The sequence below is a fragment of the Corynebacterium endometrii genome (genome assembly GCF_004795735.1).
Classification (GTDB): Bacteria; Actinomycetota; Actinomycetes; order Mycobacteriales; family Mycobacteriaceae; genus Corynebacterium; species Corynebacterium endometrii.
Genome location: NZ_CP039247.1, coordinates 2,372,313 through 2,388,305 on the forward strand (window position 1 = coordinate 2,372,313; position 15,993 = coordinate 2,388,305).

11 protein-coding genes and 3 rRNA genes are annotated in these 15,993 nt (G+C 56.4%); 2 read left to right on the forward strand and 12 right to left on the reverse strand.

What is annotated here, in order from left to right:
• Positions 1-32: 32 nt before the first annotated feature.
• Both CENDO_RS10650 and CENDO_RS10655 read right to left on the reverse strand, forming a co-directional pair.
• Positions 33-671 (reverse strand): LuxR C-terminal-related transcriptional regulator, encoded by a 639-nt coding sequence (locus tag CENDO_RS10650; RefSeq protein ID WP_136141994.1) that lies wholly within the window; start codon positions 669-671, stop codon positions 33-35.
• Positions 672-723: 52 nt separating this feature from the next.
• Complete coding sequence (locus CENDO_RS10655) at positions 724-1,929, reverse strand: sensor histidine kinase (protein ID WP_136141995.1); 1,206 nt, start codon at positions 1,927-1,929, stop codon at positions 724-726.
• 159 nt (positions 1,930-2,088) lie between these two features.
• On the opposite strand from CENDO_RS10655, the gene yidC reads away from it, so the two are divergent.
• On the forward strand, positions 2,089-3,054 hold the full coding sequence (yidC, locus tag CENDO_RS10660; protein ID WP_136141996.1) for a membrane protein insertase YidC: 966 nt from the start codon (positions 2,089-2,091) through the stop codon (positions 3,052-3,054).
• A 3-nt stretch (positions 3,055-3,057) separates the two neighbouring features.
• Here the strand turns inward: yidC and CENDO_RS10665 are convergent, their stop codons facing one another.
• The 4 genes from CENDO_RS10665 to CENDO_RS11215 form a co-directional block, all read right to left on the reverse strand.
• Positions 3,058-3,669 carry a TetR/AcrR family transcriptional regulator gene (locus CENDO_RS10665; RefSeq protein ID WP_136141997.1) on the reverse strand — a complete coding sequence of 204 codons (612 nt, stop codon included), beginning with the start codon at positions 3,667-3,669 and terminating at the stop codon, positions 3,058-3,060.
• A gap of 132 nt (positions 3,670-3,801) precedes the next feature.
• Complete coding sequence (locus CENDO_RS10670) at positions 3,802-4,065, reverse strand: GlsB/YeaQ/YmgE family stress response membrane protein (RefSeq protein WP_136141998.1); 264 nt, start codon at positions 4,063-4,065, stop codon at positions 3,802-3,804.
• 235 nt (positions 4,066-4,300) lie between these two features.
• The gene (locus CENDO_RS10675) at positions 4,301-5,197 is read right to left on the reverse strand and encodes a universal stress protein (protein ID WP_136141999.1); all 897 of its coding nucleotides are present in this window, start codon (positions 5,195-5,197) and stop codon (positions 4,301-4,303) included.
• Positions 5,198-5,329: 132 nt separating this feature from the next.
• Positions 5,330-5,479: a hypothetical protein gene (locus CENDO_RS11215; RefSeq protein ID WP_168707206.1), complete on the reverse strand. Its 150-nt coding sequence runs from the start codon at positions 5,477-5,479 to the stop codon at positions 5,330-5,332.
• Here CENDO_RS11215 and CENDO_RS10680 point away from each other — a divergent pair.
• The gene (locus CENDO_RS10680) at positions 5,415-6,473 is read left to right on the forward strand and encodes a pseudouridine synthase (protein WP_136142000.1); all 1,059 of its coding nucleotides are present in this window, start codon (positions 5,415-5,417) and stop codon (positions 6,471-6,473) included. The genes CENDO_RS11215 and CENDO_RS10680 overlap by 65 nt on opposite strands.
• A gap of 1,264 nt (positions 6,474-7,737) precedes the next feature.
• On the opposite strand, the gene rrf is transcribed toward CENDO_RS10680, so the two are convergent.
• The 6 genes from rrf to CENDO_RS10710 all read right to left on the reverse strand — a co-directional run bounded on the left by rrf (position 7,738) and on the right by CENDO_RS10710 (position 15,873).
• Positions 7,738-7,855 (reverse strand): 5S ribosomal RNA (rrf, locus tag CENDO_RS10685).
• Between the two features lie 108 nt (positions 7,856-7,963).
• Positions 7,964-11,033 (reverse strand): 23S ribosomal RNA (locus CENDO_RS10690).
• A 453-nt stretch (positions 11,034-11,486) separates the two neighbouring features.
• Positions 11,487-13,008: ribosomal RNA gene (locus tag CENDO_RS10695) — 16S ribosomal RNA — on the reverse strand.
• The 16S, 23S and 5S rRNA genes sit together here, the layout of an rRNA operon.
• Before the next feature lie 723 nt (positions 13,009-13,731).
• Entirely contained in the window at positions 13,732-14,691 is a 960-nt protein-coding gene (locus tag CENDO_RS10700; protein ID WP_136142001.1) for a hypothetical protein, read from the reverse strand.
• The gene (locus tag CENDO_RS10705) at positions 14,684-15,502 is read right to left on the reverse strand and encodes an ATP-binding cassette domain-containing protein (protein WP_136142002.1); all 819 of its coding nucleotides are present in this window, start codon (positions 15,500-15,502) and stop codon (positions 14,684-14,686) included. The genes CENDO_RS10700 and CENDO_RS10705 overlap by 8 nt, the downstream gene beginning before the upstream one ends.
• A complete protein-coding gene (locus tag CENDO_RS10710; RefSeq protein WP_136142003.1) occupies positions 15,499-15,873 on the reverse strand; it encodes a GntR family transcriptional regulator in 375 nt (124 codons plus the stop codon). Before CENDO_RS10710 ends, CENDO_RS10705 begins: the two co-directional genes overlap by 4 nt.
• Positions 15,874-15,993: the final 120 nt, after the last annotated feature.

Here is a 15,993-nt window from a genome sequence, read left to right on the forward strand (position 1 = left end):
TGGGAAGCTGGCTTAAACCGATGCTCCCGCTATTACAGCACACCCTGCTCGCGGGCCGCCGCCACGGCGGAAGTGCGGGAGCGCACGCCCAACTTGTCATAGATGTGGACTAGGTGGGACTTCACGGTGGCCTCGGAAAGCATGAGCTCCTGGCCAATCTCGCGGTTCGAGGCACCCGAGGCCACCAGCTTAAGCACCTCCAGCTCGCGCGGAGTCAACGACGTGCGCGGCGTGCGCACCCGAGTCATGAGACGGTCAGCCACCATGGGCGAGAGGGCCGAGTCGCCCTCGGCCGCGGAACGCACCGCGGCCACGAGCTCCGCCGGCGGCGCATCCTTGAGCAAATAGCCCACCGCGCCGGATTCGATGGCGCCCAGGATGTCTGCGTCCGTGTCATAGTTCGTCACTACCAAGACCTTTGGCGGATTATCCATGGTATCGCGGATTGTCTTGGTGGCCTCCGCACCGCCCAGCACCCGGGTGCCTTCGATGCCCGCCCCGAAGCGCAGGTCCATGAGCACCACGTCGATGCTGCCGGCCTGCGCGGTGGCAATAGCAGCCTCCGCGGTGGCTACCTCACCCACGACCTCAATATCCTCTGCTTCTTCGAGGATGGCACGCAAGCCTAAGCGCACAATCTCGTGGTCATCTGCAAGCAATACCCTAATCAACGGGCGGCCCTCCTTCTAGAAGTTGGAGTCAACGGTCATCCAAAAGTTTAGTCTATGCGGAGGGCTCAAGCGGTATGGATGCTGACACCGCCGTGGGCCCACCCGGCGCGGATTCGACGGTGACGCCGCCGCCAAGCTCCGCGGCCCGGCGCTCCATGGCGGACAGGCCAATGTGCCCCAGGCCGGCGGGGCGCCCGGTGACGGCCGCTACGTCGAAGCCGCGCCCATTATCCACCACGTCCACGCGAATCTCATCCTCCGCGTAGGTGACGGTGATGCGCGCCCGAGTGGCCTGGGAATGCTTGACCACGTTGCCCACCGCGCCCTGGGCGATGCGCAGCAGCGCCGCCTCGACCTTCATGGGAAGCTGGTGCACGGGGCCTTCCGCGTCCACATCGATCGTCAAATCACCGGTGGCCGCAAACCCCTCCGCCATGCGGGTCAATGCGCCGGTCAGGGAGGTCTCCTGCAGGGACGCGGGCTGCAGCGCCGCGATCATGGCGCGGGCCTCCTGCAAGTTATCCGCCGCCGTGGTGCGCGCCAGGGCAATGCGCTCCCGAGCTTTCTCCCGCTCCCCCGCATCCACCGAACGGTCCGCGGCGTGCAATAACATCTGGATGGAGCTTAACCCCTGGGCCAGCGTGTCATGGATTTCGTGGGCGATGCGCTGCCGCTCCTCGGTTACGCCGGCGCTGCGCTCAGACTCCGCCAGCTGCTCACGCGTGCTGACCAATTCCTGGATGAGCACCTCCCGCTCCTGGGAGATGCGCTGCAGTGCGCGAAAGGCGTAGTAGATGGCCACCGTGACTATCGCAGAGACCATGGGGCCCATGATTCCGCCTAGGGTCAAACCGTCGGGTACCTGCACTCCGATGCTGATTGCGGTCAGGAAGATCACGGCCACCACGCCCCAGGTCTCCCCCAGCACGCGCAGGTAGAGGAAGAATAATGCGAAGACCAAGTAAATGCCCACCGGCGCCACCAGCAGATCGAGGAACCACACGCCGGTAAGCGCCACGAGCCAGACCAACTGCGGCACCAGGCCCCAGCGCTCCATGAACATGGAGCCGGCAAAATAGATGGCCGCGAAGGCGGACAGCAGCATCAGGTTGACCACCGCCGCGGAAAGCTCCATGCGCATGGAGGCAAAAATCGCTGCGACTAGCAGCATGGCGGTCAGGATATGGATGCCGTTGCGCAGTACATCCGCGTCCGTCGTGGGGGACTCGAGCCGTTGCTGATCAATGCTGGGGGTCATGCGTTATAGCCTAGTCCCCGGCCGGCCTGGGTCCTCACCGAAGGCGAGGCCTTCGCGCGGCCGGCCGTACAATCTGTAGTCTGTAAGTGCCCCACCCCGGCCGAAATAGAAGGGAGCACCGCCGTGCTGCTGCCATTTACGTACCCCGTATCAGGGATTATGAAGGTTTGGCACCTCATCATTGATCCCTTCCTGACCGAAGGGGTGGCGTGGCTCATCTGCATCCCGCTGCTAGTGGTCACCGTGCGCGGTCTCATTTTGCCGTTGAACTGGATGTCCATCCGCTCCGGGCGCATCGGCGCCCTCATGCGCCCCGAAATGTATGACCTGCGCGACCGGATGAAGGCGGTCAAGGACCCGGCGGAAATGCTCGCACTGCAGAAAGAGCAAAGGGCGCTTCACGAACGTTATGGGTATAAGCCATCGGTGGGCTGCATTCCGCCGCTGATCATGATCCCGGTGTTCCTGGGCCTCTACCGTGTGATTTTGCATATGGCCCGGCCGGACCAGGACGCAAGTATCGGCCTGCTCACCCCGGAGGAGGTCCTGTCATTCCGCAGCACCACTTTCCAGGGGATTCCGCTTCCGGCCTACGTGTCCATGCCCGATGACGTGGCCGCGTCGCTCGGAGTAAGCGGCGCCGACGTTAAAAACGTCATCACCCCATGGCTGATCGCCGCGATTTTATTTACCGTGGCGAACCTGGGCATTTCGCTCTATCGAGGTTTTCTGACCACCCAATTCGATGAGAAGCTCGCGCGCCGGCTGTTTTATTTCCTGATCTTTATGACCGTGGCCGTGCCGTTTTTGCTGTGGAACGCCGCCATGAATGCGCCGGTTCCCACCGCGATCATCGTCTACTGGGCATGCACCAACCTCTTCACGCTGTGTCAGACCATCGTCTTTGAGTTCATCCTGCGCAAGCGCTACGCCCTGGGCGATGCGCACCACGCGCTGCGGCGCGAATCCTGGGCGGCCTTCAGGGCCGGTAGCGCGAAGCTCACAAAGGAAGAAAAAGCCCAGCGCAAGCTCGAGCGCAAACGCCGCGGGCAGCTGATCGCCCAGGCAAGGATGCTGGCCCGCAAAGAGGCCGAGGCGAAGCAGTCCCCGGAGGAACCGGCCTAAAAGCTAGATGGAGTAATCCGCAGGGGGCTCGGCCAGCATGTGCACGGCGAGTTCCTTAGCGGTATGCAGGGGCGCAACATCGCGCTGCAGGCGGGCCCCGGCCTGTCCGCCATCGAGGAAAATGAGCATCTGGGAGGCCTGATCCTCGGATGGATAGCCATTGCGGGCGGTCAGCAGCGCGGTCATCGTGGAATGCATCCAGGCCCGGTGGGCCAGGCAGGCGGCCACTATTCCACGCTCCGCGTCCGTATCCGGGCGAGGGTATTCGCCGGCGGCGTTTAAGAAATGGGAACCGCGGAATTCCTGCTGCGGCTCGGTCTCGATGGCGAGATCGAAAAAGGCCAGCAGCTTATCCTGCGGATCCGTCATGGACTCCGTGCGCGCGGTCCATTCCGCCCGGTACTTCTCATCGAGCGCCTCGATGTACGCGATTACGAGCGCATCCTTGGAACCGAAAAGGGAATATAGGGAGGCCTTGGCGACATCGGCTTCGCGAAGGATGCGATCGATGCCGATGACGCGGATGCCTTCAGTGGTGAAAAGGTTCGTGGCCGAGTCCAGCAGGCGGCTGCGCGGACTAGGGCGGTTCCTGCGGGACTTCTTGGGGGCTGCCACGGTGTACCTCTTCTTCCTGTGGGCGTGGTGTCTATTTAGTCTGGGATCAAAAATACCGATTCATCTATGCGATATAGACAAACCGGTATGTATATTAGCCGCAGGGGCTAAACAAAGCTACTTATATTCGCCTTACTTAGCGCTCTTGGAGCGGATGAGGCCCACGATCCACAGCAGGACACAAGCGCCGACAACCGCGGTAATCAGGGACATAATCCAACCGTTGGTTGCGGTATCGATGAAGAGGCCAAGAATCCAGCCACCCAGGATTGCGCCGATAACGCCAACAATAAGGTTAGTAACCAGTCCGTGATCGCGTTTCATGATCTTCTCAGCAATGAAACCGGCCAGTGCGCCGATAACGATCCAGCCGATGAAGCCAATACCCATACCCATTTTGAAAAGTCCTTTCGATTTTTTAAGGATTACGCAATCGCGTATAGCCCCATGGTTTCACACTTTTCACACGTTTGCATTTCGGTAGTGCGAAAGTTAACAGCGAAAATTTACGCAAATCGTGCTGAGCTGTGCTAATGGAGCCTGCAAAAATTCTCCCGGAGGCCGCGAAAAGACCGGGCATCCAATGACGCCCGGTCTTATTCTCTATCGGCCCTTGAAGCCTTGTAACTCCCTAGTCCGATTCTGGGCGGACCACCATCATCGGGCACGGTGCAGCCTGGAGCAGCGCGCGAGACGTGGAGCCCAAGAGCATGCCCTTGAATCCGCCACGGCCATGGGAGCCGACAACGAGGAGCTGGGCGCCCTCGGCGGCGTCGGACAAAGCGCGCACCGGGCGGTCACGCGCAATCAGCTTCTTGACCTTTACGTCAGGATACTTCTCCACCAGCGGGGCGAGGCGCTCGTTGAGCAACTCTCCCTGTTCACGCTCGACCTCAGACCACTCGGCCTGGGCCGCGGAAAGGCCGGCGAGGGAGGCCTGGACCTGCATATCCATCCAGGTGTGGATGGCAATCAATTCCGCGCCGCGGGCCTCAGCCTCAGCGAACGCGTACTCCGTTGCCTTCTGGGACACCTCGGATCCATCGACGCCGACCACTACCGGGCCGTACTTGGTGGACTCAGTAACGGCATTGTCCTCACGAACCACAACAACCGGGCAGTTGGCGTGGGAGACTACAGAAGCGGATACCGAACCCATCACCATGCCGGACAACCCGCCCATTCCGCGGGAACCCATCACGATCATGGTGACGTCATGGGACATCTCCAAGAGCATGTCGATAGGGGAACCCTCAGCTACGGTGTGCCCAATCTTGATCTCCGGCGCCACCTCATGCGCTAGGGCGCGGGCCTCTTCAATCTTTTCCAGGGTCTCTGCCTGCAAGTCCTCAAACAGTTCCTTTGGCGGGACCATACCCTCCGCATACAGGAACTGCGGCATGGTGTAGCTCGATGCCAAACGCAGCGGGATGCCGCGCTTCATAGCAGTGTTAGCAGCCCAACGAACGGCGTTCTTTGAAGCGTCAGAACCGTCTACCGCTACTACTACAATGTCTTCCTTGGCCATGACTTCATGTCCTTTCAGCTGGGTGCGTGTACATAGACAAGTATAGCCGGTTATACCAACTTGGCTACTGGTAACTTCAGTAACACCGCAAGCGGTAAACCGGCTAAAATAAGGCTGTTTTTACGGCGCCGTTTACACCTTGGCTGCTGGGAAGGTGGTAGCCGCGTCGGCGTTGGCTGGGAACAAAATGCTGTAGACAACCTCAGCGATCTGAGCGATGACGGCGCCAATGCCGTCAGAGAAAAAGTCAATTACCGGTGCAAGAAGGGCGTTCAAATCCATGGTTAAAAATATAGCCCATCGGCGTAAAGGTTTCACCCCCCTTCCTATCCGTGACGGCCTGAACCCCACCCGGGCGCGAGTCCCTGCCGAAGAAGCCGGAATATCCGCCTGGGATTTCATCTGGCACCTGGTGCGCAGCCAGCGCCACCGCCACCCAGAAGACAATGAGGCGGCGGTAGATAGGCGCTTCGCCGCCGGCGAGGTGGTGCTGCGCGATACCACGCCCCTCGCGCCAGAGACCCCTCTCGCTGCCGGTGAAGACGTGTGGTTCTACCGCACGCCCGCAATCGAAGAAGAAGTTCCATATGACATCACCGTGATCCACGAGGACGAGAACCTCCTAGTCGCGGACAAGCCGCCCTTCATGGCCACCATGCCCCGGGCCAAGCACATTGTGCAGACCGCAACCGTCCAGCTTCGCCGCATAACCGGAATCCAAGAGCTCTCGCCCGCGCACCGACTAGACCGGCTAACCTCCGGCATCTTGGTGTTTACCAAGACCCGTGAGGTGCGCGGCGCCTATCAAACGCTCTTCGCGGAAAGGCGGGTGGAAAAAACCTACGAGGCGATCGCGGAACGCCAGGATTTTGAGACTCCCCTCCTGTGGGAGACGCGCATCGAAAAGACCCCCGGCGAAATACAGGGCCGGCTGGTGGACGGGCCGATTAACGCGATTACCACCCTGGCCGCCGTTGAGCAGCTCAACGAGGGGGAACAGGAGTTGCTTAACGCCCTCCATGGCCCCCTGGCGCCCCAAGCCCGCTACGTATTGAGGCCAAAGACCGGGAAGACTCATCAATTGCGCCTGCACATGTGGCGGGCGGGGGTTCCAATCCTCGGGGACCCGGTTTATCCGGTTATCTACCCAGCCGAGGCCGAGGACATGAGCATTCCGATGCATCTGACCGCACGCAACATTGGCTTTATCGATCCCATAACGGACAAACCCCGGGAGTTTTGGACTCAGCGGCAGATTATCGCCCCTAACAGCTAAAACACATTTGTGTAATTCATGGGTTGGTCCTACCAAAAGTTAAGCCCATCGGGGTTGGCCGATACACACAAGCATGATCCAATAACGTGTAGAGCCCATGAACTTGTCTTGGAACAAAACCATGAACTAGACCCACTAATGCCAGGACGAGATCGAGTAAGTGGGCCAATAAAATTATTCTCGATGACAAACTTAAATCTCGATGCCCAGAGAGTCCGCGCGAGGTAGATCGCTGCCCCCGGTTCGGACGCCGATGGTTTGCTAGAAACGAGGGAAAGTAGGGGGATGACAACGACCGGGCGCGAATGATTGAAAGATGAAATTTAACAAACCGCTACAGCAGAAGACTTGTCAGAGACCCGTGATGCGCCTAGCCCCTAACGCTTGGTTCGATAGCGATGTATCCAGTTAGTGTGGCCCTGGCCTAGTTCGCTAGGGATACTAAGAGGGGAACGCCGGCCTGATTGAAACTACAACCATTCAAGCAGGCTGCTCTGAAGGCAATGCTAGCCAATCCAATTTCGTGCTAAATCCCCGAAACAACATCACTTCATTGCGCAAGATTCTGATCTGCGCCCAATCATCCATGGAAATCACCCATCCAATTGTTCTCGGATGGGCTACTTTTCAACCGTCGTTTTTGGGCTACTTTTCAACCGTCGTTTCTGGGCTACTTTTCAACCGTCGCTGACAACTGCTCCATATCCAAAAAATGTTCCTACGAATACGAATTCGTGATATGCGCCTTTGGGCAAAGAAACTATCGACTAAGCCATGGCGAACTGACGCATTGGAAACATTGACGCCAAGTCCCGAATCGATGAATTATCTCAATCACGCCAGGAATCAAGTCCTATTTCAGGGGCGTGAAATCAAAAAGCAGAGATTACGTTAAGACCAGCAGATTTATTGCTTTCCTAGAGAGCCGAGGAGAGCTTCGCGAAGCTAAAGCGGAAGCTGTGTCTTACTCTTGTAATTTTCGCAATATTGCAAAAGGCCTGGTCTCATCTAGTCAGTGTCCATGTCCCACAGGAAAAGCGCCTGTCATTTAAAGATAATTAACTAGCGAACATGCGCAGGACTGGTCACCAAGCTATCAAGGTAGACATTCAATCAGCAGTCTCGATTACCGATAACCGGGACGAACAAAAAGCGGGACCTACCGGCGGCGCTACCAATGAAACGGTTGCAATTGGTTGAAAACGTGGAAAAAGGGGACCAGTGGTGTGCTGGTCCCCTTTTTTATGTAGTTGTTTATGTTTGGTGTCGGCGGTAACTTACTCTCCCACAACCTCCCGGTTGCAGTACCATCAGCGCGGGCAGGCTTAGCTTCCGGGTTCGGAATGGGTCCGGGCGTTTCCCTGCCGCTATTGACCACCGACAAGTCACCGGGGCACATGTGTGTGCTGGCCTGGTGTTGTGTCAGATACTGCATAGTGGACGCGTGCACGGCGTGCGTGTTTCTAGTTTTTGGTGTTTGTGTTGTTTATAAGTGTTTGTTTTGGTCTATTAGTACCAGTAGACTTCACATCTTGCGATGCTTCCATGTCTGGCCTATCAACCCCATAGTCTTTAGGGGACCTCGAATGAAACCTCATCTTAAAACAGGCTTCCCGCTTAGATGCTTTCAGCGGTTATCCCTTCCGTACGTAGCCAACCAGCGGTGCTCCTGGCGGAACAACTGGCACACTAGAGGTACGTCCGTCCCGGTCCTCTCGTACTAGGGACAGCCTTTTTCAAGTTTCAACGCGCGCGGCGGATAGAGACCGAACTGTCTCACGACGTTCTGAACCCAGCTCGCGTGCCGCTTTAATGGGCGAACAGCCCAACCCTTGGGACCTACTCCAGCCCCAGGATGCGACGAGCCGACATCGAGGTGCCAAACCATCCCGTCGATATGGACTCTTGGGGAAGATCAGCCTGTTATCCCCGGGGTACCTTTTATCCGTTGAGCGACACCACATCCACAAGTTGGTGCCGGATCACTAGTCCCGACTTTCGTCCCTGCTCGAGATGTCTCTCTCACAGTCAAGCTCCCTTGTGCACTTACACTCACCACCTGATTGCCAACCAGGCTGAGGGAACCTTTGGGCGCCTCCGTTACTTTTTGGGAGGCAACCGCCCCAGTTAAACTACCCACCAGGCACTGTCCCCAACCCAGATCATGGGCCAAGGTTAAGGTATCCAATCCGATCAGAGTGGTATTTCAACAACGACTCCGCCATCACTGGCGTGACGGTTTCATAGTCTCCCACCTATCCTACACAAACCGAACCGAATACCAATACCAAGCTATAGTGAAGGTCCCGGGGTCTTTTCGTCCTGCCGCGCGTAACGAGCATCTTTACTCGTAGTGCAATTTCACCGGGCCTGTGGTTGAGACAGCAGGGAAGTCGTTACGCCATTCGTGCAGGTCGGAACTTACCCGACAAGGAATTTCGCTACCTTAGGATGGTTATAGTTACCACCGCCGTTTACTGGGGCTTAAATTCTCAGCTTCGAAACCAAAGGTTTCTAACCGGTCCTCTTAACCTTCCAGCACCGGGCAGGCGTCAGTCCATATACATCAACTTAACGTCTTCGCATGGACCTGTGTTTTTGATAAACAGTCGCTTCCCTCTATTCTCTGCGACCACACAACGCTTTCAACCGCATGGGTTGTCACCTCGTGTGGTCCCCCTTCTCCCGAAGTTACGGGGGCATTTTGCCGAGTTCCTTAACCACAGTTCACCCGAACGCCTTAGTATTTTCAACCTGACTACCTGTGTCGGTTTGGGGTACGGGCCATAAACACACATCGCTAGAGGCTTTTCTCGACAGCATGGGATCACCAACTTCACCCTGTTTAGGGCTATGCGTCACGTCTGACCTACCAGGTGCGGATTTGCCTACACCATCGGCTACACGCTTACACCAACAATCCAATAAGTGGCTTGGCTACCCTCCTGTGTCACCCCATCGCTTGGACCACAGTTTAGGCCCCACGCACGCAGTAACCCACCTACTCAAAGAGTAAGGCGGGAAACATTGTGGGTGGTTAGTATCACTGCTTTACCATGGGCGCGTGTTTACGGGTACCAGAATATCAACTGGTTGTCCATCGACTACGCCTGTCGGCCTCGCCTTAGGTCCCGACTCACCCTGGGAAGACGAACTTGACCCAGGAACCCTTAGTCATCCGGCGGAACAGATTCTCACTGTTCAATTCGTTACTCATGCCTGCATTCTCACTCGTATACACTCCACGCCGCCTTACGGTAACGCTTCAACGCAGTACACGACGCTCCCCTACCCAATATAAAAATATTGCCGCGGCTTCGGCGGTGTGCTTGAGCCCCACTACATTGTCGGCGCGGAACCACTCGACCAGTGAGCTATTACGCACTCTTTCAAGGATGGCTGCTTCTAAGCCAACCTCCTGGCTGTCTTCGCGATCCCACATCCTTTTCCACTTAGCACACCCTTAGGGGCCTTAACCGGCGATCTGGGCTGTTTCCCTTTCGACTATGAAGCTTATCCCCCACAGTCTCACTGCCGTACACCACATTGCTGGCATTCGGAGTTTGGCTGACATTGCTAAGATTGTAGTCCCGCTCAATCAACCAGTAGCTCTACCTCCAACAAGCTAATACGACGCTGCACCTAAATGCATTTCGGGGAGAACCAGCTATCACGGAGTTTGATTGGCCTTTCACCCCTACCCACAGCTCATCCCCGCAGTTTTCAACCTACGTGGGTTCGCGCCTCCACGACGTCTTACCATCGCTTCACACTGGCCATGGGTAGATCACCCCGCTTCGGGTCCAGGACATGCCACTACATACACCCTTATTAGGATTCGGTTTCCCTACGGCTACCCCACACGGGTTAACCTCGCGACATGCCGCTGACTCGCAGGCTCATTCTTCAAAAGGCACGCCATCAACCACACTCACGGTCTCTGACGGATTGTAAGCACATGGTTTCAGGAACTATTTCACTCCCCTCCCGGGGTACTTTTCACCATTCCCTCACGGTACTATCCACTATCGGTCACGCTAAGTATTTAGGCTTACCGGGTGGTCCCGGCAGATTCACAGCAGATTCCACGAGCCCGCTGCTACTCGGGCAACTAGACAACCACACGATAATCACCTTCACCTACAGGGCTCTCACCTTCTCCGGCGGGTCATTCCAAACCACTTCAACTAACAATCATCCAATATGGCACCACATCAACAGCTGTGATACGCCTAGGCCCACAACACCGCATGCGCAACCCCTGTCAAGTATCACACACACACGGTTTAGCCTCATCCACGTTCGTTCGCCACTACTAGCAGAATCATTATTATTTTCTCTTCCTACGGGTACTGAGATGTTTCACTTCCCCGCGTTACCCCCACACAAGCTATGAATTCACTTGCAGGTACCTGCCCATAACGACAAGTAGGTTTCCCCATTCGGACATCCTCGGATCAACGCTTAATTGACAACTCCCCGAGGCTTAACGCAGCCTTTCACGTCCTTCATCGGCTTAGCATGCCAAGGCATCCACCATGCGCCCTTCATAACGAACACACAACGCACACCACACAACCCCCCACCAAAAAGCAGGAAGCCATGTAATGCGCGGTGAACTACACAAAACACAAAAAGAATAAAGAAATATACACTCACCACACCAACACACAATCATGTGCCAGCGCGGTGGATGCTCGCGTCCACTATACAGTTCTCACACAACACCCCCACCACACAACAACCACACACAAACGTGTCATGCGCGCCGTTACTCTAGCGGGGTTAAACCAGGAACAATAATGCCCCAGACACCCAACAATGCACCAACATACATTTAACAATCTTTTCCACAACACTTCATGCCGCACAATGGTTGACATGTTCATCGTGTGGTGTGTCTCCACCCGATTAAAAAAATACGCGCACAGTAGAACACTCGCCTACTCAATACGCACCCACACATCACTGTGCGGGACCTGCAACTGCAGGCAAAAAATAAATGCTCCTTAGAAAGGAGGTGATCCAGCCGCACCTTCCGGTACGGCTACCTTGTTACGACTTCGTCCCAATCGCCGATCCCACCTTCGACAGCTCCCTAACGAGTTTGAGCCACTGGCTTCGGGTGTTACCAACTTTCATGACGTGACGGGCGGTGTGTACAAGGCCCGGGAACGTATTCACCGCAGCGTTGCTGATCTGCGATTACTAGCGACTCCGACTTCATGGGGTCGAGTTGCAGACCCCAATCCGAACTAAGGCCGGCTTTCAGCGATTAGCTCCACCTCACGATGTCGCAACGCGTTGTACCGACCATTGTAGCATGTGTGAAGCCCTGGACATAAGGGGCATGATGATTTGACGTCATCCCCACCTTCCTCCGAGTTAACCCCGGCAGTCTCTCATGAGTCCCCACCATAACGTGCTGGCAACATAAGACAAGGGTTGCGCTCGTTGCGGGACTTAACCCAACATCTCACGACACGAGCTGACGACAACCATGCACCACCTGTATACAGACCACAAGGGAAGATACATCTCTGCACCAGTCCTGTATATGTCAAGCCCAGGTAAGGTTCTTCGCGTTGCATCGAATTAATCCACATGCTCCGCCGCTTGTGCGGGCCCCCGTCAATTCCTTTGAGTTTTAGCCTTGCGGCCGTACTCCCCAGGCGGGGCGCTTAATGCGTTAGCTACGGCACAGAAGACGTGGAAGCCCCCTACACCTAGCGCCCACCGTTTACGGCATGGACTACCAGGGTATCTAATCCTGTTCGCTACCCATGCTTTCGCTCCTCAGCGTCAGTTACTGCCCAGAGACCTGCCTTCGCCATCGGTGTTCCTCCTGATATCTGCGCATTTCACCGCTACACCAGGAATTCCAGTCTCCCCTACAGCACTCAAGTTATGCCCGTATCGCCTGCACGCCCGGAGTTAAGCCCCGGAATTTCACAGACGACGCGACAAACCACCTACGAGCTCTTTACGCCCAGTAATTCCGGACAACGCTCGCACCCTACGTATTACCGCGGCTGCTGGCACGTAGTTAGCCGGTGCTTCTTATCCAGGTACCGTCACATAACGCTTCGTCCCTGGCGAAAGGAGTTTACAACCCGAAGGCCGTCATCCCCCACGCGGCGTCGCTGCATCAGGCTTCCGCCCATTGTGCAATATTCCCCACTGCTGCCTCCCGTAGGAGTCTGGGCCGTATCTCAGTCCCAATGTGGCCGTACACCCTCTCAGGCCGGCTACCCGTCGACGCCTTGGTAGGCCATTACCCCACCAACAAGCTGATAGGCCGCGGGCTCATCCCTAACCGAAAAAACTTTCCACCACACACACTAAAGCATGGTCCTATCCGGTATTAGACCCAGTTTCCCAAGCTTATCCCGAAGTTAGGGGCAGATCACCCACGTGTTACTCACCCGTTCGCCACTCGAGTACCTCTAGCAAGCTAGAAGCCTTTCCGTTCGACTTGCATGTGTTAAGCACGCCGCCAGCGTTCGTCCTGAGCCAGGATCAAACTCTCCACAAAAATCTCTATAAGAAAAAGATTCAAGGCCGTGAAAAGCCCAATACCTAACAAAAAATAAAGACAAACTTATTCAACAAGCTCACGCTCATTGAAAAGCTGACCAAAATTACTATTACTAAAGAAAAATCAACCAAACCCATTACCCGACGGGGTCAAAGCAGGCTTGGCCGTGCAATCGAAGATTGCAGCGATTCATCCAAGTGATAGCCGATAAACAATATTCATTATTTACAGTGACGCACATATCGAAACACGCCACCCGGCACACACCAACCAACCAGACCACACAAGCCCAGCCAGCACAAACAAACCAACCACAACACAAACCATTGCAGAAAAAATTAAGTACATTGGCACACTATTGAGTTCTCAAACATCATTGCCACGCGCTCATCCACCCACACCAACAAGGCGCAAGCGAAACTCACACGAGCTAGAAAATTATTGTTGCCACCGCCCGTTTTCCTACCGCCACACTCCAGAGAACCTCTTCCCTGTGGGGCGCTGTCGGTCGCGCTGACTCAGATAAAGTTACACACCCACACAAACAAACACAAATCCCCACGTCAAACACCCTTTTAAAGCACTCAACATGGGGATAAAAATGAAGTTTAAACCGCTACCCGCTCCGCGTACGGTCAAATAACGCTTTAACCACCCGATGGGCATCTACGCGGCCGCTGAACGGTTTCGAACTCAACCAGCATCTGCGCAGGTAAGTGGTTATTTCTTTGCATTCGGTAGCTTGAGGCGCATGGGCCTGAAGAACAGGCAGTAAATGACGAAGGGTAGAAGCAGGGCGCTCATGATGAGTACATAGGCATTCATCAGCGAGGGAAATTCGATGAAATCACCCATGAGGAACCCGGCCCACACGGATAGCCCTGCCCCGCCACCGTTCCATAGCATGGCCAACGCCATGGCTATTAGGGCGAAGATGTAGATGGCTAGCCCCGCGGTCAGCGTTCCATTAAAGGCATAGCCACTAATGAGTGCCGAGATGAGCAGCAGGGCTGCATTGAGCAAGTTTCGGTTTCGCAATTCCTTGCGTGTGCGACCAAAGGCAAGCCAATTGCTGTGGTTATGTGACATGCCCAGGGGCGCGGCGGACCAGCCGAGGAGCATTGGCCAAGCGATCCAGCCAAAGGATGCGAACGGTAGGGTGCTGCGCCCCAGAAGAACCGCGGCGGGAAGAACAACGAGGGTCACCAGCGCCATCCACATGGGGCTGCGGTTGGCGAGGGTTGGCCTGGTTACCGCTTCGAATCGAAGCGTGTCACGGGCAGCTACCCCATCCTTCCTTAAGGTAAACGCGGTGTAACCGGCGAAGATGAGGACTACTAGGGCTAATTCCAGGGCCAAGAATTGCCACCTAATGAAGAACACCTGCGTCACGGTGACTAGACCCAAGGCGATGGTGAGGGCCACGGCGCTGCCGGCTATGTAATCACGCCGCTGCAGGCCAAAGGCCCTGAAATTCTCCAGGGGCAGTAGCATTACTCCGGTTAGCGCAAGCGCAAAGCCCAAACCGAAGGCCAGGGACGCCCAAGCAACGGTATCCGCCGTCAATACGGCCACGACCTGGTTAGCAATTAAGAGGGAGGCTACCCCAAGGAAGAGCCAGCCGCTACGCGCCTGGGTCCACCAAATGCTCATTGGATTGATAGTGAGGTTTTTAAACATCGCTTTCGCCTCCCGTTAGCAGGGCGACGGCGCGGTCGAGCGGGAGCGGGGTGCCGTCGGCCAAAGCGCGCGGGACAACAACCCGGGTACGCCCCAAGGCCTGTTCCACGTGGAGGGCGCGGCCAGCAAGCTCCGGGGCATTGTCAACCACCACGTAGGCGTCCTCTAACTCCTCAGCAGAGCGCTGCGTTATGCGGTGGTCCCGGAGGATGAGGAAGTCATCGATAAGCTTCGCGGATTCCTCTAGGTTGTGCGTGGCCAATACCCAGGTGCGTGGATGCGCCTCGTGGGCGGCCATGAGCTCGCGGTAGAAGATTTCACGATTCTGTGCGTCAAGACCCAGGTAAGGCTCGTCCAGCAAGGTAAGTTCCGCGTGCGCGGCCAGGGCCACGGTGATGGCCAACATCGAACGCTGGCCGCGTGAGGCCTTATCGAACCGGACATCGAGGGGGAGGCCAAAGGCTTCAACCAGGCGGCTCATCGAGCCAGCATCCCACCGCGGGTAGCGCTTCGATGCAACATCGAGAATTCCCCCGAAGTTCCACATGGGCGGGTAGGGCGTATCCACCCCGGTAAACACGGTGCGGTCCATGGTGGCGCGGTTATCCCAGGGGTCCTGCCCAAAGACCGTGAGGCTGCCCTCATAGCGCTGCTGGCCGGCCAGGATTGACAGAAGCGTTGTTTTACCGGTGCCGTTGCGACCCACGAGGCCGTAAATCAGCCCATCTTTAAGGCTGAATTCGGCCTGATCGAGCACCGGCGCCTTGAAAGTCTTGGAAACATTGGCGTGGACAATAGTTGGCGCAGTCATTTGTATAGTCCTCTGCTTTCTGCGACCCGAAGCATCAGGTCTTGTAGTGATTGCTGGTCAAAGCCAAGGCGCACGGCCTCATCAACCAAGGGAGCAACATAATCGGCGGCGAAATCCTGGCGGCGGCGTTCACGGATTAATTCCCGGGCATCATCCGCCACGAACATGCCAATTCCACGACGCTTTACCAGCACCCCGGTGTCCACCAGGAGGGACAATCCCTTGCGCGCGGTGGCTGGGTTGATTGAGTGGAAAGCGGCCAATTCATTGGTGGACGGAGCCCGCTGCCCCTCCGCTAAGCTGCCGTCCACGATGGAGTCCTCAATCAACGTGGCGATCTGCCGAAATAGCGGTTGGGTGGAATTATCCATACCCGTCTCCTTAGCTGGTTAGTTACTCTAGTAACCAACCTAGGTTATGCGACAGGCTTTCGCAAGGGTTAATCCAATGCCTAGGCGTCAAGCACCGTTTAACCTGCACATTTAGGGGTG